Origin of the sequence: Neorhizobium sp. P12A (genome assembly GCF_008365395.1) — a bacterium.
In the GTDB taxonomy this organism is placed as follows: Bacteria; Pseudomonadota; Alphaproteobacteria; order Rhizobiales; family Rhizobiaceae; genus Rhizobium.
In genome coordinates this window covers 1-17,729 of record NZ_QOVX01000018.1, presented here as the reverse complement: position 1 = coordinate 17,729, position 17,729 = coordinate 1, and the positions used below count along the sequence as shown (strand labels likewise).

18 protein-coding genes, 2 pseudogenes and 1 riboswitch are annotated in these 17,729 nt (G+C 57.6%); of the genes and pseudogenes, 10 read left to right on the top strand and 10 right to left on the bottom strand.

Features of this window, described 5'->3' with window-relative positions:
* Positions 1 to 697 precede the first annotated feature (697 nt).
* Both DTW90_RS37820 and DTW90_RS29460 read left to right on the top strand, forming a co-directional pair.
* Positions 698 to 880, top strand: coding sequence for a hypothetical protein (locus tag DTW90_RS37820; RefSeq protein WP_132527563.1), 183 nt, complete (start codon positions 698 to 700; stop codon positions 878 to 880).
* 25 nt (positions 881 to 905) lie between these two features.
* Complete coding sequence (locus DTW90_RS29460) at positions 906 to 1,118, top strand: hypothetical protein (protein ID WP_149342993.1); 213 nt, start codon at positions 906 to 908, stop codon at positions 1,116 to 1,118.
* Positions 1,119 to 1,904: 786 nt separating this feature from the next.
* Here DTW90_RS29460 and DTW90_RS29455 read toward each other — a convergent pair.
* Together DTW90_RS29455 and DTW90_RS37815 are read right to left on the bottom strand one after the other, a co-directional pair.
* Entirely contained in the window at positions 1,905 to 2,204 is a 300-nt protein-coding gene (locus DTW90_RS29455) for a hypothetical protein (protein WP_149342991.1), read from the bottom strand.
* Positions 2,205 to 3,032: 828 nt separating this feature from the next.
* A pseudogene (locus DTW90_RS37815) lies at positions 3,033 to 3,131 on the bottom strand (YkgJ family cysteine cluster protein); the annotation flags it as partial.
* A 1,250-nt stretch (positions 3,132 to 4,381) separates the two neighbouring features.
* On the opposite strand from DTW90_RS37815, the gene DTW90_RS29440 reads away from it, so the two are divergent.
* From DTW90_RS29440 to DTW90_RS29420, 5 genes are all read left to right on the top strand, one after another.
* Positions 4,382 to 4,699, top strand: coding sequence for a PepSY domain-containing protein (locus DTW90_RS29440; protein ID WP_149342987.1), 318 nt, complete (start codon positions 4,382 to 4,384; stop codon positions 4,697 to 4,699).
* A gap of 31 nt (positions 4,700 to 4,730) precedes the next feature.
* Positions 4,731 to 5,339: a general stress protein gene (locus DTW90_RS29435; RefSeq protein ID WP_149342985.1), complete on the top strand. Its 609-nt coding sequence runs from the start codon at positions 4,731 to 4,733 to the stop codon at positions 5,337 to 5,339.
* 89 nt (positions 5,340 to 5,428) lie between these two features.
* Positions 5,429 to 5,932 carry a DUF892 family protein gene (locus tag DTW90_RS29430; RefSeq protein ID WP_149342983.1) on the top strand — a complete coding sequence of 168 codons (504 nt, stop codon included), beginning with the start codon at positions 5,429 to 5,431 and terminating at the stop codon, positions 5,930 to 5,932.
* Between the two features lie 104 nt (positions 5,933 to 6,036).
* Positions 6,037 to 6,390 carry a hypothetical protein gene (locus DTW90_RS29425; protein ID WP_149342981.1) on the top strand — a complete coding sequence of 118 codons (354 nt, stop codon included), beginning with the start codon at positions 6,037 to 6,039 and terminating at the stop codon, positions 6,388 to 6,390.
* A gap of 130 nt (positions 6,391 to 6,520) precedes the next feature.
* Complete coding sequence (locus DTW90_RS29420) at positions 6,521 to 7,693, top strand: GAF domain-containing sensor histidine kinase (protein WP_149342980.1); 1,173 nt, start codon at positions 6,521 to 6,523, stop codon at positions 7,691 to 7,693.
* A 40-nt stretch (positions 7,694 to 7,733) separates the two neighbouring features.
* On the opposite strand, the gene DTW90_RS29415 is transcribed toward DTW90_RS29420, so the two are convergent.
* Positions 7,734 to 8,147: a response regulator gene (locus DTW90_RS29415; RefSeq protein ID WP_149342978.1), complete on the bottom strand. Its 414-nt coding sequence runs from the start codon at positions 8,145 to 8,147 to the stop codon at positions 7,734 to 7,736.
* Positions 8,148 to 8,514: 367 nt separating this feature from the next.
* On the opposite strand from DTW90_RS29415, the gene DTW90_RS29410 reads away from it, so the two are divergent.
* Together DTW90_RS29410 and DTW90_RS29405 are read left to right on the top strand one after the other, a co-directional pair.
* On the top strand, positions 8,515 to 8,934 hold the full coding sequence (locus tag DTW90_RS29410) for a CopG family transcriptional regulator (protein ID WP_132527543.1): 420 nt from the start codon (positions 8,515 to 8,517) through the stop codon (positions 8,932 to 8,934).
* Between the two features lie 27 nt (positions 8,935 to 8,961).
* On the top strand, positions 8,962 to 10,224 hold the full coding sequence (locus tag DTW90_RS29405; protein WP_149342976.1) for a PHB depolymerase family esterase: 1,263 nt from the start codon (positions 8,962 to 8,964) through the stop codon (positions 10,222 to 10,224).
* A 449-nt stretch (positions 10,225 to 10,673) separates the two neighbouring features.
* Here the strand turns inward: DTW90_RS29405 and DTW90_RS29400 are convergent, their stop codons facing one another.
* Together DTW90_RS29400 and DTW90_RS29395 are read right to left on the bottom strand one after the other, a co-directional pair.
* Complete coding sequence (locus tag DTW90_RS29400; protein ID WP_149342974.1) at positions 10,674 to 11,147, bottom strand: GNAT family N-acetyltransferase; 474 nt, start codon at positions 11,145 to 11,147, stop codon at positions 10,674 to 10,676.
* Positions 11,148 to 11,170: 23 nt separating this feature from the next.
* Positions 11,171 to 11,464 (bottom strand): annotated as a pseudogene (locus DTW90_RS29395) (DUF1778 domain-containing protein); the annotation flags it as partial.
* Positions 11,465 to 11,760: 296 nt separating this feature from the next.
* On the opposite strand from DTW90_RS29395, the gene DTW90_RS29390 reads away from it, so the two are divergent.
* A complete protein-coding gene (locus DTW90_RS29390; protein ID WP_149342972.1) occupies positions 11,761 to 12,423 on the top strand; it encodes a DUF1007 family protein in 663 nt (220 codons plus the stop codon).
* Positions 12,424 to 12,481: 58 nt separating this feature from the next.
* Here DTW90_RS29390 and DTW90_RS29385 read toward each other — a convergent pair whose 3' ends face one another.
* From DTW90_RS29385 to DTW90_RS29365, 5 genes are all read right to left on the bottom strand, one after another.
* The gene (locus DTW90_RS29385; protein ID WP_149342970.1) at positions 12,482 to 13,246 is read right to left on the bottom strand and encodes an ABC transporter ATP-binding protein; all 765 of its coding nucleotides are present in this window, start codon (positions 13,244 to 13,246) and stop codon (positions 12,482 to 12,484) included.
* On the bottom strand, positions 13,243 to 14,268 hold the full coding sequence (locus DTW90_RS29380; RefSeq protein WP_149343114.1) for an iron ABC transporter permease: 1,026 nt from the start codon (positions 14,266 to 14,268) through the stop codon (positions 13,243 to 13,245). The genes DTW90_RS29385 and DTW90_RS29380 overlap by 4 nt, the downstream gene beginning before the upstream one ends.
* A gap of 11 nt (positions 14,269 to 14,279) precedes the next feature.
* The gene (locus DTW90_RS29375; RefSeq protein ID WP_149342968.1) at positions 14,280 to 15,296 is read right to left on the bottom strand and encodes an ABC transporter substrate-binding protein; all 1,017 of its coding nucleotides are present in this window, start codon (positions 15,294 to 15,296) and stop codon (positions 14,280 to 14,282) included.
* A 170-nt stretch (positions 15,297 to 15,466) separates the two neighbouring features.
* Positions 15,467 to 15,695, bottom strand: a riboswitch (cobalamin riboswitch).
* Between the two features lie 393 nt (positions 15,696 to 16,088).
* Complete coding sequence (locus DTW90_RS29370; RefSeq protein ID WP_149342966.1) at positions 16,089 to 17,063, bottom strand: 3'-5' exonuclease; 975 nt, start codon at positions 17,061 to 17,063, stop codon at positions 16,089 to 16,091.
* Between the two features lie 194 nt (positions 17,064 to 17,257).
* The gene (locus tag DTW90_RS29365) at positions 17,258 to 17,554 is read right to left on the bottom strand and encodes a YkgJ family cysteine cluster protein (RefSeq protein ID WP_149342965.1); all 297 of its coding nucleotides are present in this window, start codon (positions 17,552 to 17,554) and stop codon (positions 17,258 to 17,260) included.
* Positions 17,555 to 17,729: the final 175 nt, after the last annotated feature.

Sequence of the window (17,729 nt, the reverse complement as noted above, 5' to 3'; positions counted from 1 at the left end):
CAAGCGCGCCATTCTTCGGCAGCGGAGGTGGTAGCAGAGCCACGGCCTCATCTACTGTCGTCGTGATAGCCACCATCGCACCATCATGACACGTACTGTAAATGAGCGTCGCGGGCAGCGGCAAGGATTGCATGCCGGACGGCGTCCGGCGACGCGTCACCGCTAAACTCCGCGATGATCGCCAACCTTAGATGCGATTGTGCTGAACTTTCCTGCTTCGGCCATTCGTCACTACGATGCAGCTGGGCTGCATCCACGACCCTTGTTAGGACACGATAGCGTCCACCGAGCATTATGCTAACAGGTCGAAAAGTTCGAAGGCTCACTCTCTCCATCACGCAATACCTTTCGAGACTGCAATTCAACGATTTCGTCGCAGGACTCGTTCCGGTTGCTACCGACATCTTCGAGCCGGAGCGGCGGCTCTTTGAACAACGAAGGTAGGACGTCCTCCCATCAACAGCGATGGGGATCGATCCAGCGCAGATCCAGATCACCCTATGAAACCAATCCGCATAATCCACCCTTGTGTTAAAAAATTTAATCCCCACTTAAATTGTTTAAAGGGAATGCTATCCAGAGTATAGCAACCGTCTCGTCCCGAACCTCCACCGTCGGCAGTACCCGACTTCAGCATCATCCAGCACGCCGATCTTTCAACGATAGACGCGGCGGCTGGTCGCAAAGGAGATCATCCATGGCCGTCGCTTCGAATGACCACAGCGTCCGAGAACTGAGACTTCGCAAGGTTTGGAACGTCAGCGATTTCGCAAAACGCTTCAGACTGGACCCGTTGGAAGAAAACCGGCTTCTGAAGCTCTTGGGTCCCACCGCGACCGAGCGTCAGCTCCTCATGAATGCTGGGCGCAAACCGCTATAGAAGTTCACCATCAGGGAGGCGTAAGATGAAGAAACTCACGAACAAAGCACAAAGCTATAAAGCCGGTGCAAAAGCGTATTCGCGTAACGACGGCAGTGCCAAGAATCCCCATTCCGAAAGCGCTGAAGGGCATAAGAGCTGGGAGCACGGTTATCTTGACCGACAGAAGCTCAACGCCAATTCAGATGGCGATGCTTCCCGAAAGCGAGCTATGTTGCGTATCGCGCGGATACATTGACCAAAAAGATCAGGCGGCATTTCGCACGGATTGAACATCCGACGCCATCGCATCTCGATCTGGAAGATGTATTTCAATCTTCGAACATTCGAAGATCTGACAGCGCAATTCTCGTTAAGCAGCCCACAAGCGGCCCTTCCGGCGAGTCCTATCGCGTAACGGCAGTCGGCACGCCTGTGTCGCCAGGAAACGCAGAATATGGAGGGAGCAAATGAGGACCATAGCCCCCAATCCTTGAAATGATTGACCAGCGAAACTTCGGTTCTGCCGGCATCAATCGACGTCGTAGTTGATGGTATAGCTGCACGGGATGTCCTTAAGGTAGGCGTCCCGCGACGGATAGGCTACGATTTGGAGTGTCCTTTCGGCTGCCTGAACGATTTTGTACGTCGATTGAGGGCCACTTGCTTCAAAGAGCGGTAGGCCGCGGGGCAGCTCAACAATCCGCAGTGAGCACGCACCCGGCAGATCGGAAGATAGCTCTATACTGCCTGTCTGACCGCTCACGACGTTAAGATTGTACCGAGACGTCCGCGAGCCCGACACCGACCCGATAACGCTTGATTTCAAGCCGCTTGTGGTGATGAGCAAAGTCGCGCCATCCGCCAGAGCGGACGAAAACCACAATGTGATGGGGATGAGAACGGCAAGCGATTTGAGCATTGGCAGTCCTCTTGAAAAAAGACCTACGCGCTTCAATAGGATCGAAGTCAATAGCGTGTAGTTTCCATGCCGAAGGACAATCTACGCTCTGAGGGGTGGTTTGCGCGTTTGGCTCCCTGTCCTTCATTTGTTTGCCCGCAGCCCAGGCGTGGCAGCCCCATGCTTGCTGGCGCTCAACTGAAACTCAGAGAGAAGCCGTACCGCTTCGTCAACACAATTCGAATACGCTAATCCGCTCGTCTTATGATCGAGGAGGCGGCGATCTATGATCGCCCGCGACAGAGTGAGCAATCGAAGTTGCATCTTGTCGTCGCCAGCGGCCGCTGCTTCCCGTGCCGCAATCTTAATACGAGCGATGAGCGCTTCCAAGATTGCGGAGCGTTGTTCGACCGTCATGTCGGCGGTATTCGGAAGACTGCTCACGCGAAACTCCTCAATCCTAACGGAAAGCCTTCGGAGAAGTTTATCCTCACCACCCGAACAGTTCGTTGTGCACAATACGAACGCCCCGAACGGAACTCGCGACGGCAACAGCGCGGAATGCTTCTCTCTTGCCTCGAATTGATCCGGATAGCGTAATGTCGGCGCCTTTCGCAGTGACGGTGATATCGCTCATGTCGAGTGCTGACGTATTGAGGATTCGCAGGACCGCCGCAACAAGGTCGTCCTCTTTCGGAAGCGGCATTGGATTGGAGTAGGCGAGGCGTAGATGCGTTGCTTTGCTCTTCGGCTTTCGACTGTCTCGTGCAGGATGAGCTATCGTACCCGGTCCGGGAGCCGATGCGATTTGCTTTTGATTGGGAAAGTCGGAAGACACAGGGTCCTCCTTTCGGTCAGGGCGAGGGTACCGCCCCCAACCAACAGCGCCCGTTAGAATGGCTGCTGACGTGAGGATCATGCGCTTGCTTCGCGGATAGCACAATGGGCAGATCAGCTTGCTATGGATGGAGCATCACCTCGGCGACAGAATTCGCTGCGCAGAGAGGCGGGCACAACAGTTTATAGTTAAACTTCGCGCCGGCATCGTAAGGGGGGAACGCTTATCGAGCTGTTCCTCCGGTCAAGCCGCTCGGCGACGACGGCGATTTGACACCAGGTCGGGAGGAAGGATGCGGTTCGATACAGGAAACGACGGTGTCGTGGCGTACAGATCCTGCCGGCCCCCTCGCCTCTTGATCCGAGTTCATCGATCTTCGTTTAGTCGAGGCCAAAGAACGAACGGGCCTCCAGACAGGCCCCATCTCCTGGGACTCAGGCTCGACAGCCATCCGGCCGAAGTTCATAAACCAGAAACGACGTCCGAGAGCCAACACTGCCGGCCAAAGCAGAACAACGCGCGCCGTCGCACCGGGTGACGACGGATGAAACCGGCGGAGCGGACTTCCCGACCAATGGCGGCGGTGTCAGCGTTTGGGTCCGCAGCGATCAAATCGACGCGCGCGGTCAAAACAAATGTCGCGCATAGGACTGTTCCACGTCGAACGGCAATTGCGTACTGCAACAAGCGGTCTTGATCGTTTCATGTACGGTCACAGCTTCGAATGCTGAACGAGCCCGCATACAGCGCTGACTATGTCCAACTAGGAATAAAGTTCGACGTATCCGGTTCATCTCTGCCGTTTTGCCCAACCAGTCGAAGAGATCTTAGAAGCGCAGTCTTTGCTACCCGTTCTTCCGTTTCAACGGTTGTGATCCCGCGAGAGACGAGGTCCGTTACAACGCTTTTATCGCCGGGAAACCGACTGGCATTCCTGTACGAGGAAATTCTTCCGTTTGTCATGATAGCTCCGCAACGCAGCACGATCGCTGCTTTCTCCAACATTGACGAGATGCGCTACGCGCATCACCAAGCGATGCGCGTAGCTGCTCACGACCGCGGGTACGCAAACAATCCCAGGGCAATGTATTGTCCAGATTGGCAGTTTACGGTTGGGCTCGCATTATACTAAGCAGATGGTCGTCAGTGCCCATACCTTGGCCATAGTGCTTAAAGCGCATGACGGAGAGGCTTTGGATTTCGCCGTTCATTGCCGGCCGTCGTTCCCTTCTTCGGCCTTGGCCGAAGAAACCGCCGATAATCGAATGTCCTGTTAGCTTCTGATGGAGTTGTCGGACTGGACCAAGCATGGCGAGCCCTTTCAGATTGGGGCGAAAGCGTCCCATGCTTCCAAACCGCAGCCGCCCGCAAAAGGTTGGCTCCGACGATTGAAAGGTGCACTGCTCGGCAGGATATAGCAACCCCTTTCCACTAATCACTTTGATCGCGCCCTGGTGACGCATCCCGTTATGCGAATGCGGTGTTTCACGGCTCAGGCATCTTGCAAAAAGCCTCCTCAACCGAACATTTCCAAGCACCGATACGGATGCCGGTAACGGATGGGACCCCGTCCATGACGGCTCAAATAGCGCTCGGACGTCTTTTTCTGCTTGCATTCAAGGTCGAGCCATTTCTGACAAAAACCGAGATCGGCACGGGCGCGTCCGCCAACGTCGCTGATCGCCAAGCCCGATATTCCTGCAGTGGGACGGAACTTATAGGAGCTGGCGAGGTTCTGACTTCACGGTCGTGTGAACCCGGCCAGAGAAAGAGAAAACCCTCAATGAAAAATATGATCCTTGCCGCGGCGCTCGTCGCAGCGTCGGCGCTGGCCGCTGTCGCGCAAACGAATCTTGCGCCCTCCACCGATGCCGGAACTCCCGCAATGACGACGCAGGACACAAAGAACCCGGCTGCGCCGGTCGCAGGCGCGAACAGTTTCACCGAGGCCCAGGCCAAGGACCGCATCGAGAAAGCCGGCTTCTCCGAGGTCAAAGACCTCAAGAAAGACCACAGCGGCATCTGGATGGCGGCAGGCATGAAGGACGGCAAGGCCGTCATGGTCGCCCTCGACTACCAGGGCAACGTCGTCGCGAAGTAACGCCCCTTCTCAATTTCTCAAGGATACCTTCATGAAAACCATTACTGGACTTTTTGACGACTACACCGATGCAAGCTCCGCTGTCAGCGCGCTTGAAGCAACTGGCGTCCCGTCGAATGACATCAGCATCATTTCCAACAATGCGGACGACCATTATTCGGACAGGCAGTCTGGTGCTGCGACCGGAGCGGAATCCGGCGCAGGCCTTGGTGCCGTCGTTGGCGGCGCTGGCGGTCTTTTGACCGGGCTCGGCATCATGGCCATTCCAGGCGTCGGTCCTGTGGTTGCAGCGGGCTGGCTTGCGGCGACGGCAGTCGGAGCTGTCGCGGGTGCTGTAGCTGGCGGCGCGGCCGGTGGACTGATCGGAGCGTTGACCGGCTCGGGCGTGTCCGAGGCCGACGCTAACCTTTACGCCGAAGGTGTGCGCCGCGGCGGCTCGCTGGTTACGGCCAAGGTCGACGACGCGCTTGCGCCCGAAGCCGAAGCAATACTGAAGCGTTCGAACTGGGTGGATCCTGCGGAGCGCAGGGCTGCCTATAACCAAGACGGCTGGACACGCTTCGACGACACGCTCGACCCCTACGGGCCTGAACAGATCGAACAGGAACGCGATCGCTACCGGCGTCCTCCGGCCGCCTGATCGCAATGCGCGGCTGCCTGGAGGCGGCCGTGAACATGACCGGGCATCCCCGGTCCCCGACAAAAACCATCGAACCTAGGGAGCCAATCATGGCCAAGGAAACCAAAACACTCGACGTCCTCTTTCACGACACTTTGAAGGACGTGTATTTCGCGGAACACAAGATCGTTGCCACGCTTCCGAAAATGCACAATGCGGCCAAGAGCAAGCAACTCAAGGAGGCTTTCATCAAGCACCTCGCCGAGACCAAGGTGCACGTCACCCGTCTCGAAGATATCTTCAAGATCATCGGCAAGAAGCCGGAGCAGAAGACCTGCGACGCGATGATGGGCATCGTCAAGGAAGGCGCCGGCGTCATGGAAGAATACGAAGGGACGCCGGCACTCGACGCTGGCCTTCTTGCGGCAGCCCAGGCGGTCGAACACTATGAGATGTCGCGCTATGGTACCTTGCGCACATGGGCGCTGGAATTGGGCATGAAGGATGCCGCCAAGCTCCTGCAGACTACGCTCGACGAGGAACAGGCGACTGATATCGCTCTCACGTCAATTGCAACGAAGGTCGTCAATCAGAATGCCGAAAAGGCAGCCTGATGCGGTCGACGTAGTCCCGCCACTGACTCCCGCGCACGGTCATCGCTATCACCATCGGTGACCGGCCGAGCCAGTCCAGGCAGCCAACGGAGGAGAATTATTCAATGACCGAATTTCAGGACATCAGGATCGTCGAGTTGAGCGAAGGCGAATCCGGAGCCGCGGAAGGCCCGCTTACGACAATGGTTCTGCAGCTTTCCGCCGATACCCCCGCGGCTTGGTCCGATGCCTTCAACGAGACATGGAAAGGCCGCGCATCCGTGATGAGACGGGCGGCTACGGCTTGCGGAGGCACAATAACATCGGCCTGCATGCCCTACGAGTTGCAGAGCCAAATCACGGAGATGAACAAGATTATAGCCGAGACCAACGCTTCCTATCGACATAGTGTCGAGCAAGCGGCAGCTCGGCAGGATCTCGAGCTCAAGCATTTGAAGGCTACCCTGAAGTACGACTAGGATCGCAAGCGCTCGACGGGGGACAATCTCGGGTTTGTCCTCGTCACCCGATCGTCATTCCCCCATGTCTTATTGAAATGATATCCTGGCTCCGAAACTGTAAGATCGAAGTCTACAGAAGGAGCGTGCCATGGATGACATCCGAGGAGACGTCGAGGCGATCGGCCGGATGGCTGAGGTTCCCACGATTCTCGAAGTCATCTGCAAGACGACCGGGATGGGATTTGCCGCAGTCGCTCGGGTCACCGACAGCCGCTGGCTGGCTTGCGCCGTTCTCGACAATGTTGATTTCGGGCTGAAGGCTGGCGGCGAACTCAAGCTCGAGTCGACGATTTGCCACGAGATCCGGCAAAGTCGCCATCTCGTCGTGATAGATGACGTCGATGAAAGCCTCAAATACCGCGGCCATCACACGCCTGCCATCTATGGGCTGAAAAGCTACATTTCCGTACCGATCATTCGTCGCGACGGCAGTTTCTTCGGAACCCTGTGTGCCATCGACCCAGCGCCTCATAAGGTCGACAATCCCGAGACGATCGGGATGTTCCAGCTCTTCGCCAAACTGATTGCCAGCAATCTGGACAGCAACTCGGATCTTGTCCATGCGCAGGTCGACCTTGCAGAGGAGCGCGAGCTCTCGATCGTGCGAGAACAGTTTGTCTCCGTCCTTGGCCACGATCTGCGTAATCCGATTGCTTCGGTGATGGCGGGAATCAGGCGCTTGGGTCGGACAGCAGAAATGAGTTCGGAAAGCCGCGACATACTTGGTCTCATCCAGTCGAGCGCGCTCCGCATGCGCGATCTCGTCGACAACGTGCTTGATTTTGCAAGAGCTCGCCTGGGCGATGGTTTGAAGCTTGACGTCGTTGCGCAGGCGTCGCTGCGTCCCGTTCTGGACAATGTCGTGGAGGAGATCCGATCAGTGCATCCGGATCTGGATATCCGCCCCAATTTCGAACTCGATCGTGACGTCCGCTGCGACCATCCCCGTATGTCTCAGCTTCTTTCGAACCTGATCGACAATGCCGTGACGCACGGCGATCGTACAAAGCCGATCGAGATCGGCGTGACCACGACTGGAGGCCGCCTGGATGTCTGGGTCGCCAACAGTGGCAAGCCGATATCGGAAAAGGTCAAGCCAACCCTGTTTCGGCCATTCTTCCGAGGCGAGGTCATCAGCAGCCAGCAGGGTCTGGGTCTGGGTCTCTATATAGCAAGCGAGATCGCCAGAGTGCATGGCGGAAGACTCTCGGTGAACTCTGACGAGACCGAGACCCGGTTCACATTGACGATGCCCTTATAGTCCAGCCGGCAAGTCTTGACCGGCGGGAACCCTCCGCATGTCAGCCGATATCTCGGGGCTTACCTGGTCCGTTTGGAAAGTGCGTTTTCAATGCCTCAAGGACGGTTTCGGCAGAAAATGGCTTCTGAATGAAACTCGCATTGCTCGGGAGGTCCCCCTCTTTCGGCATCCTCGCCCCTGATGCGACGACCACCTCTATGTTCGGCCACCGCTTGGCGACCTTCCTGGCCAGTTCGAAACCGTCAAGGTCCCCACCTGTCTGCACATCCGTGAAGAGCAGTTGCAGCGAGCTGTACCTTTCAAGAAATTCGAAAGCTTCGTCGGCCGTGGCGGCCTCTACGACATGATATCCAGCGTCGGAAATGAGGTCGGCGGTATCCATCCGTATCAAGGGTTCGTCATCCACGACGAGTGCGATGGGTTTCGCAATGGTGTCGAGTTTCTCGCTATCCATGCTCGGTAACACCATCTGCGAGGGCTTGTTCCAAGCTTTTGATATGATCCCAAAAATAACCGCGAGGTCGGTGAGATTGTGGACATCAGGACTATGCCGTGAGCCTGTTCCTGTCGGTTAAAAGAGGCCAAACGTCCCCAGAGGAAACAGGTTTGTCGCGACTCAAGTGAGATAGGACCGATCAGCCTTGAGCGTCACAACGCAGACGCCTTCTCTATACACTATTGCCGCTGGCGAGGCGGCCTCATCACCGCACTATGCCCTCACCTCTGGTCAAGACGCGCTGCAATTTTCGGTTTCCGCGCCGCCGCCTCTTGAAGAACATCCATATACCATCCATCTACCATCCATATGGATGGAGAACGATATGGCTGACAATGTGTACAGGCTTCGTGAGAAAAACAGTGAGACGGAAAAGATCACGATCAATCTCGGCTATGTCGATCTTGGCCGTGTCGACGTTCTGGTGCAGGAAGGCTTCTATTCAAATCGCAGCGATTTCATACGGACAGCGATCCGCAATCAGCTCGCCAGCGAGGGTGAGGTGGTCAAACAGTCCATCATCAGGCAATCGCTGGAACTTGGCTTGAGGGACTATACCAAGGCTGATCTGGAAGCGGTGAAGGCCGCTGGCGAAAAGCTCGAGATCAGGGTGCTTGGACTGGCCCGCATCGCGCCAGATGTCACACCCGAACTCGCGCTCGCGACAATTCACGCAATCACCGTGCTCGGCGCGCTGCACGCCAGTGCGGAACTGAAATCGGCATTGACCGATCGTATTCGCTAGACATAGGCGCGGCCACAAGGACATCAGATGAACAATTTTCTCATTGCCATGAGGCGGGCAACGTCGCTGACGCGAGCTTCGAATCTCGTCGAGGCGACCCGCGTCATCCAGGATCTGCTTGCTCGCCGTCCAACGGCCGATCCTCGTGCTCCTACGGAACCGGTCACCGCGGACACTCCGCACGCGCGTCATTCGAAACCGTTCCAGATAGATCCTGACGCAGAAGTCATCGAGCCTAGAGAAGAGCAAGTACCTGGATCGAGGGAACGGCCTGACGATGTTGGATGTCATCGGCTGCGAAAGCCGCTTGGCGAGACACTCCGCGTCTTGCGCGAAGGACGGGCGGGATCGGGAGCATTCTCCTCAATGCCAAGCATAGGCTTGCCAGGACTGGCGAGACATAGCCCCTCTCCTGCTGTGCCATCTGGCGCGCAATTTCTGGCGCGATCCTATTCCTGCGCGGCCGGCACCCGAGGCTACAAACTCTATATACCGGCATCCGCACGAGGCGAGCCGCGTGGACTGATCGTCATGCTGCACGGCTGCAAACAAAACCCCGAGGACTTCGCGACGGGAACCGGCATGAATGCCGTGGCGGAGACACATGGTCTCCTCGTTGCCTATCCCCACCAGACGGTAACGGACAACGCCTCCTCCTGCTGGAACTGGTTCAGACCGGCGGATCAGAAGCGCGATGCCGGCGAGCCTTCGATCATTGCAGGAATTACCGCGGAGCTCATGGCGGAATTTGACCTCGATCGCCCCCGAGTTTTTGTAGCGGGACTATCGGCAGGCGGCGCGATGGCGGCGGTCATGAGCGAGACATATCCAGAACTCTATGGCGCCGTGGGCATTCATTCCGGATTGGCCTACGGTGCCGCAAACGACGTCATGTCGGCCTTCTCCGTCATGCGAGGCGACGCGGGTGTCGTTTTACCCCACCCGCAACCGCGCCAACGATCCACACCGGGCGTTCGCACGATCGTGTTTCAAGGTGGCGCGGACCGCACCGTGCATCCGTCCAATGCCGAGCGGATAGTCTCGATGGCCATTCCGCCGGGTCCACACGCCACAACCCAAACGGAGACCGATCGCTCTGCCGGTAACCGCCCCTATACGAGAAAAATTTTCAGGAACGCGGAAGGGCGACCAACACTGGAATACTGGCTTGTCGAGGGTGGTGGCCATGCCTGGTCCGGCGGCGATGCGCGCGGATCGTACACCGACCAGCGCGGGCCTTGCGCAACAGACGAGATGGTGCGGTTTTTCCTCGAGTCCGGCGGCTGCTAGACGTGCAATCCCGCGCTCGGCGAGCACGGTTCGCGCGATTTGGCGCTGGGCGACGGAAGTCGGCATTGATACAAAAACTCGGAGCATAGGATCTATTATCCAAGGATTTGCATCAAAGGTCTTAAAGTTGAGAAAGGCGTCGATTGGCAAAACTGTGTGGCAGCGAACTCTGCCCGTTATTTAAGCAAGAGCGCCGTTATTCTAATAAGCGCCTAGCTTATGCAAGTGCGGTTAATTAACGTGACCGTTGTCGCAGCGTCAAGCGAGGGCGCCGGAATTCAGGCCAGCTCCTTGAGACAGACAACTGTGGCAACGAACTTAGCCGCCAACCGACGGGCAATCCTCCAATACGTCATTTCTTAAAACTGCGCTCCTATTCCCGCTCGTCCTCGGCACCGATGCCGCGAGAAATCGAATGAGCATGCCAAAGCAAGACCTTTGAGTTTCGTTTAGGAGTTCAGCGCGTTGTTGAGATCATGCAATCCGATCATCAGCACCATGGGGTCGAACGAAGAAGACAGAAAGCCGACGGCCTTATAGAAGGCTCGCGCGTCCTCCGAAATGGCATGCAGCAGCACGCCGCGGATGCCGAGTATTTCAGCGGCATTGAGCAGGCGCAGGCCTGCATCGCGCACTAACGCCCTTCCAATGCCTCGTCCCTGATAGGATAGATCAATTGCGAGGCGACCAAGCACGGCGACTGGAATTGGATCAGGCATGTCGCGCCGAAAACGGCCAGGTGCTTCCGCCTGCTTTACCGCGCCGGAGGCAAGCGCGTAGTAAGCGATGACCCGGCTTTCCTCGCACACTATGAACGTGCGCGGTGCGCCGCCTGATTGATAGGCTCGGGCGCGGCGACGCAGCCAGTCATCCAGTTCGGGGACGCCTGAATCGAATTGGACCAGTTCATGATGATCGGCCAGTGGTGCCGGCGCGCTGAGGGTCGCGCCTCATCCCACGGCGCTGTGGTCGACATGGTGCGTTTCAGACGCTCATTGGGCTGCGCGGGCGCATCGAGCCGGGCAAGGTATTCGGCATAGATTTCGGGGTTTACCGCAAAGATGGTACGGTCAAGCAGCACCTCCTCAGCGCGACGCTCGGAAGCCTCCAGCGTGAAATCCGTGCGCGTCTTACCAAGCAACTCGGCGGCGCGGTCGATCAGGTTGCGGGTCAACGGCTTGATGCGCATATTCAGCGGCACGCTTGCGTCCGGGCTTTTGGTCGTGTCTGAAGCCGGCATGGGAACTCGTGTCTGAACGCACTACGTGGCGTAACGACATCGTCTTTACAAGCATCGTAAAGACGATGTCGTTACGCATCTCGTTTAGTGCCATTTGGTTCAATCACCTTAAAGGATCTAAACCTACGACACCGCTGTCTTGGAAGAAATAAAAGCAGAAAATCGGGGGCCCCGCTGAATCAGTTCGAATGGCCTCCGACCATCCACCTTTCTAGGAGCGCTCACTCGGGCCGGCGTACTCTTTGCCTTGCGCGGCTAGATCATAAATCGGACCCATTCCTTGCACATTCAGATGCATGACCTTCGATCGTGCCCGAGCCATTTCATTCTTATTTTTGGTGACTGTCTTTATCGGTTCCGTCCCTGCGCCGGCTTCCGCGCACCCTCACATTTTCGTGGACGCACAATTCGAAGCTGTCGCTGGCGCAGACGGCACTTTGAGCGAGGTTCACGATAGATGGCGCTTCGACGAAGTATTCTCTTCGTCGGTGCTGATCGATTTCGACAAGAACCAGAATGACACGCTCGATCCGTCCGAGCTTGAGGCCGTCGCGAAGACCGTGCGGACATCGATGGCGAAATACAATTACTACACAAACATAACCATCAACGGGAAAGCCGTTGCGCTGACAAAACCCGACATCATTCGCGCAAGCTACGAAAACCAGGCGCTCATCCTGTCGTTTTCGCAAAAGCCGGCGGCGCCGACCAGCCTCAAAGGTCTAACCGTCTTCGGCGTCTACGATCCGACGCTTTACACGGCGCTCGATTTTGCGAGCGACAACGACATCAAGACATCGGGCCCGGGCTTTGCAAGCTGCAAGCGAAAGGTCGTTCGGCCCGGTTCGAAGGAAATCCTGGCCGAGAACCAGGCCATGCTGACGACACTGTTTTTCAACGATCCAACCGGCACGGACTATTCGCAGCTCGTCGCGACCCGGCTGGAAGTGCGCTGCTAAACACGCCGTTCGGGCGTCCCCGGCGCGTTGGGCGTCAGGCTTTCGACCGATTGCAGCGTCAGGCCAAGAGATACTGCACATGGCAGCGGCCGTGGACGGGCGAACGCTCGACATGGGCATCGACCTCGAAGACATCGGCGATCAGCGTCTTGGTGAGAACCTCTTCCGGCGCACCGATCGCCACGAGTTGCCCCTTGTTCAAGACGGCCAACCGGTCGCAGAACATGGCGGCAAGGTTGAGATCGTGCAGAGCGACGATGCAGGTGATGTCGAGCTTCGAAACAAGGCCGAGAATATGCAGCTGATGCTGGATGTCGAGATGATTGGTGGGTTCATCGAGAAGCAGTTCGCTCGGCGTCTGTGCCAGAGCGCGCGCGATATGAACGCGTTGGCGTTCGCCGCCTGATAAAGTGTGCCAAAGCTGTGCGGCCCGCTCTTTCATGCCGACCCGGGCGAGCGCATCCAATACGATCGCATCGTCGCCGGCAGAGGATAAGGGAAGCAATCCGCGATGCGGCGTTCGTCCGAGCCTCGCGACATCCATGACCGTCAGTTGCGTATCTGTTGTTGCGTGTTGTTCGACAAGCGCGACCCGCCGCGCCAAATCGCCTCTCGACAAGTCGGCGATCGAGTGATCGCCTAGTCGGATGACACCGCTCTTGACTTTGCGCAGCCGACCGATAAGCCGCAGCAGGCTCGACTTACCCGAGCCGTTGGGCCCGAGCAGACCCAGCGTCTTGCCCTTCTCGATTGCCAGGTTGACGCCATCGACGATGACGGTGTTACCCACGGCAAAACTGACGTTGTGGGTCGATATGGTCATGCGGATCTCCGGGCACGGTAGAGAATGGCTGCAAAGGCGGGAGCACCGAAAAGGGCAGTCACCACGCCGATTGGCAGGATCTGCTGCGGGATGATGATGCGCGAGATGATGTCAGCGACCACCATGAAGATTGCTCCGGCAAGTGCTGCCGCTGGCAACAGGCGTCCATGGCCCGGCCCAACGATGAAACGGGCGGCATGCGGGATGACGAGTCCCACGAAGCCGATCGAACCCACGATGCTGACAACAGTGGCCGTCATCAGCGCCGTCGCGCCTAGAAGGATCGCCTGCACGCGGCGCACTGGGATGCCCAACGACGCGGCTGCATCCATTCCGAAAACGAAGGCATCGAGCGCCCGCACATGCCAGAAACAGACGAGAAAGCCGACGACTGTGACCGGAGCTGCCAGATAAACATCCGGCCAGCGCACGCCGCTTAACGAGCCGAGCAGCCAGAACATCACGCCGCGGGCTTGCTCGGCATTGGCCGAGGTCGTGACGATATAGGACGTCAACGCATTGAAGAGCTGTGAGCCGGCGACGCCGCAGAGAATGATACGCTCGCCGGTGCCGCCCGCGCCGGCAGCCAGCAGGACCACCAGCGCGAATGCGAGAACGGCGCCAATGAACGCACCGCCCGACAGCGTCAGCACCCCATAACCGAAACCGAGGATCATGACGGCGACGGCCCCCGTGGACGCGCCTGCGGAAATGCCGAGCAGATAGGGTTCGGCGAGCGGGTTGCGCAGCATTGCCTGCAGCACTGTACCGCTCAACGCGAGCGCCGCGCCGGCGCTGGCCGCCACCAGGGCCCGGCTCAGCCTGTAGTCCCAGACGATCCCCTGATGGATGCGACTGATCTCGAATTCTGCGCCGAACAGGCGATTGGCCACCGCCTCGGCGGTCGTCGAGAGCGGAATGGAAATCTCGCCGATCGACACGGCGAGACTGATCGCGAAGGCAAGCAGGACGAAGCCAAGGACAAACAACAAAAGGAGCGACCAGACGCCCCGCCTTCCCATATCAAACCGTGTCACTGCGTCAGGCCAAAAGACTTGATCGCGCTGGCCAACTGCTCGATGCCGTCTACGGTACGGATCGATGGGCTCATTGCTTCGGCATCCATCAGAACGATGCGCTTGTCCTTCACTGCCGCCATCTGGCTGGTGACCGGGTCGTGATCGAGAAAATCGCGCTTCATCTTCGGATTGTCGGCGGCGTAACGACGCCGATCCATATCAGCCATGACGATCACAGCGGGATTAGCCGCGCTGATCGTTTCCCATCCGACGAGCGGCCATTCCTCCTCGGTCGTCACCACATTTGTAGCGCCCAGGGTCTTGAGGATATAGGCGGGAGCGCCGTTCTTGCCGGCGATGAAGGCGTCGCCATTGACCTCCTTGCTGGAAAACCAGAAGACGATGGGCACGTTCTTCATCTTGACGGATGCGACTGAGGCGACCGCGTCGGCCTCGCGCCTCTTCATGTCGGCGATCAGTGCGTCGCCACGATCCTTGACGTCGAAGATCTCCGAGAGCTCGGCGATTTCCTGATAGATCAGGTCCATGGAGAACAGTTCCTTGCGAACACCGTCGCCGCCATTGTCGTTGACCTTGGCGACGCAGTCGGCTGGCGACACATAGGTGTTGATTCCGAGCGCAGAAAACTGCTCGCGCTTTCCGACGGAACCCTGCGGCCCGACATGCCACTCAAATTCCGCAGCGACGAGATCAGGCTCCTGCCCGACCACGGATTCAAAGCTCGGCTCGTTGTCGGCCAGACGCCTGATCTTGCTGTTCACGTCGGCAAATTGCGGCAGCACTGGGCTGAACCAGACGGCCGTGCCTACAACCTTGTTTGAAAGACCAAGAGCGTAGAGCACTTCCGTCATGCTCTGGCCGATCGAGACGATCTTCGCAGGCGCCTTGCCGAAGGTAACCTTCAGGCCACAATTGGTGACGGTGAGCGGATATTGCGTGGCCGCGAAAGCGGGCGCGGCGACGAAGGCAAGGCCGCAGGCGACGGCAAGCAATTTTAAAAGCGATGTCATTGGTTGGTTCTCGATGTTTGCAGGAGGAGTTCGGCCCGGTGCGGTTTCAGAGGAAAGGCCGCACGCGAAAATCGGGCATGAGAAATCCAATCGAGGCCGATGGGCATCGCGATAAGCGAAGGGTCAGGTCTGTCATATCTGTTCCTTGTCCGGGCATCCCCGCCCGGCTGATTGGATGACGATTTGACGGCAGGTCTCCTGGCTCACGGATTTCTGCCGTCCATCTGCCTTCCCGCGGTTTTCGCAGTGGCATGGCCTCAAGGGCCCTTGGATGGTCGGCAATCCGCTTACAGTTGCGGGGGCAGCCACGGTCTTGGTCCCACTTTGGGTCGTCCGCACCGTGTTCCCTATTAATCCCCTCAGAGTCATCCTTGGGAAACCGTCGGCATCAGTTAAGGTCAACGACGCCTCGAGGTCAAGACGCTGTCGATTGCATTGGGTAGATGGTGTGATACCAGGCAGCGCGGCGCGCCCAGCTGACAAAAGGATCCGCTAGATTTCGCCAATGTTGAGGATGAATTGGGAGGCATCGACAAGAGACCTGTCAAGCTCGGTCTGAGAAAGCTGGAAAGGACGATGACGGGGGGTTTGGATCGTATCACGGTAATTCCTTTAGTTATGTTATTACATAACACTACTGCCTAAACCTTGTCCCAGTCAAGTCGACTTGCGTGCTTCCGGCGCTGCTGGCGACCATTGCCCCTTGGGGAAACCGGTTATATGCCCGGCCTACTGCTGATCGTCCCCAAAGAGTGCAAAGGATAGTGAGGCGGCTGCGACACAGCCAGACGGTCAAGCCCGAAACCGATCGAATGCGGTCAAGTGCCGGAAGGGCGGATCGGCTTCCGGATACCGATAGATATCGGAGCGGAGATAATTGAGCTCATCGTCTAGGTCCGCTTCATCAACTTCGATCCACCAGCATTTCGGGCGGCCATCGCTGCCATCGGACCAGCGGTAACCGCGCGCCTTGAGGTGATCCTTCATGTCGAACGGACTGTTTTCGGCAAAGATGCGGACCCGCGACCGCTGGCTTGCCTGATAGAGTTCGGCAAAAGGCGAGCGTGCGTCAGAATTGCTCCCTAGAGAGAGAACCTCGAGCAAAGCGAAGCAATCGTCGATGGCCCGATGGCCTTCATGAAAAAGACCCGCCTGCCCAACGAGATAGCCAAGTTTCGTTCCCTCGAACCCGCGCGACGACCAGTCGATCTCCACGTTGGAGCACGCCCATGCCTTGCCGGAAAACGATGCTGAGAAGGTTTCGCAAAAAGGGCGGTCGAACCGGGCATTGTGCGCGATGATCAGATCCGCAGGATCGATGATGTGCCTCAATGCCAGCATGTCGATAAACTGACCCGCCACCATTTCACCGGTGATGCCCGTCAGTTTAGTAATTTCGGCGGGAATAGACGTTGTTGGCTGCTGCAAGCCACCGTAAACGCCGGTGACGTCGCCGATCCCACCCTGCTCATCAAACGTGAAGCCTATCGCTCCGATCTCGATGATCTCATCCCTGCGATGATCGAGACCCGTCGTTTCCGTGTCGATAATGACGCCGCGGAGCGGATATTCGGGCCGAATTACTGACGCTATTCCACGCGGCTCGAGTTTTCTTAAGACACGATAGCGACCAGTCGCCGCCAGGTGGGCGATCATGCCCTCTTCGTGGAGGGTAGCCGGCGTCATTCGCTTCGTCGAAACGGCGCGAGGAGATCTTGCAGGCGCTCCGACGTCATTGTCGGAAAACATGTCGAATTGTGTGGTCATGCCTCTCAATCTTTGTCGCCGAAAATCGCCAGATATCATGCCGCCACTTTCAAGTCATGACCAGGCTGACTCACCTTGTTGGGATCTGAACCGGCGACACCAAGGCCCAAATCCAAAAACACCCGAAAACAAGCCTTTGAGACCTGGTAGAAACCGTGGAGCAGCAGGGCGGCTTTGTTGCTGTTGCCTTTCGTTTAGTCGAGCCCAAAAGACGAACGTGCCTCCAGACAGGCTCCGTCTCCTGGGACACAGGCCCGGCAGACATCGGGCCGAAGTTCGTAAACCAGACACGATGTCCGAGAACCAACAATGCCAGCCAAAGCAGAACAACGCGCCCCGTTGCACCGCATCCCCCGCTGATCCTCCGAAACAAAGCGCGCCGGTATAGCGTCGAGCTCCGCTTCCGTCTCGGTGGAAAATCTGGGCCAGGTGGGCGAGAACGAGCAGCAAGCACCGCAGGCTTCACAGTCAAAGTCAATTGGGACGGTCATGACCGTGTATTAACGCAATAGCCAGACAATGCTAGGCGATGTGGACGGATTGCGCATGTGGCCCCTTTGGGATTCCTGACTTGCACTTAGTCTGATTCATGGAGTGCCGACTGATTTGGAGGTCGGCATGAGCACGAAGATGACAGAAGACGATTGGACAGTGGCGCTTGAGGTT

What these genes read in the sequence shown, in the direction of transcription:
- DTW90_RS29415 (WP_149342978.1), bottom strand. Translation starts at nt 8,147, where the DNA reads ATGGATAGCGAGAAACTCGACACCATTGCGAAACCCATCGCACTCGTC.
- DTW90_RS29405 (WP_149342976.1), top strand. Translation starts at nt 8,962, where the DNA reads ATGAACAATTTTCTCATTGCCATGAGGCGGGCAACGTCGCTGACGCGA.
- DTW90_RS29425 (WP_149342981.1), top strand. Translation starts at nt 6,037, where the DNA reads ATGACCGAATTTCAGGACATCAGGATCGTCGAGTTGAGCGAAGGCGAA.
- DTW90_RS37820 (WP_132527563.1), top strand. Translation starts at nt 698, where the DNA reads ATGGCCGTCGCTTCGAATGACCACAGCGTCCGAGAACTGAGACTTCGC.
- DTW90_RS29420 (WP_149342980.1), top strand. Translation starts at nt 6,521, where the DNA reads ATGGATGACATCCGAGGAGACGTCGAGGCGATCGGCCGGATGGCTGAG.
- DTW90_RS29440 (WP_149342987.1), top strand. Translation starts at nt 4,382, where the DNA reads ATGAAAAATATGATCCTTGCCGCGGCGCTCGTCGCAGCGTCGGCGCTG.
- DTW90_RS29435 (WP_149342985.1), top strand. Translation starts at nt 4,731, where the DNA reads ATGAAAACCATTACTGGACTTTTTGACGACTACACCGATGCAAGCTCC.
- DTW90_RS29385 (WP_149342970.1), bottom strand. Translation starts at nt 13,246, where the DNA reads ATGACCATATCGACCCACAACGTCAGTTTTGCCGTGGGTAACACCGTC.
- DTW90_RS29460 (WP_149342993.1), top strand. Translation starts at nt 906, where the DNA reads ATGAAGAAACTCACGAACAAAGCACAAAGCTATAAAGCCGGTGCAAAA.
- DTW90_RS29410 (WP_132527543.1), top strand. Translation starts at nt 8,515, where the DNA reads ATGGCTGACAATGTGTACAGGCTTCGTGAGAAAAACAGTGAGACGGAA.
- DTW90_RS29375 (WP_149342968.1), bottom strand. Translation starts at nt 15,296, where the DNA reads ATGACATCGCTTTTAAAATTGCTTGCCGTCGCCTGCGGCCTTGCCTTC.
- DTW90_RS29365 (WP_149342965.1), bottom strand. Translation starts at nt 17,554, where the DNA reads ATGACCGTCCCAATTGACTTTGACTGTGAAGCCTGCGGTGCTTGCTGC.
- DTW90_RS29380 (WP_149343114.1), bottom strand. Translation starts at nt 14,268, where the DNA reads ATGGGAAGGCGGGGCGTCTGGTCGCTCCTTTTGTTGTTTGTCCTTGGC.
- DTW90_RS29430 (WP_149342983.1), top strand. Translation starts at nt 5,429, where the DNA reads ATGGCCAAGGAAACCAAAACACTCGACGTCCTCTTTCACGACACTTTG.
- DTW90_RS29370 (WP_149342966.1), bottom strand. Translation starts at nt 17,063, where the DNA reads ATGACCACACAATTCGACATGTTTTCCGACAATGACGTCGGAGCGCCT.
- DTW90_RS29390 (WP_149342972.1), top strand. Translation starts at nt 11,761, where the DNA reads ATGACCTTCGATCGTGCCCGAGCCATTTCATTCTTATTTTTGGTGACT.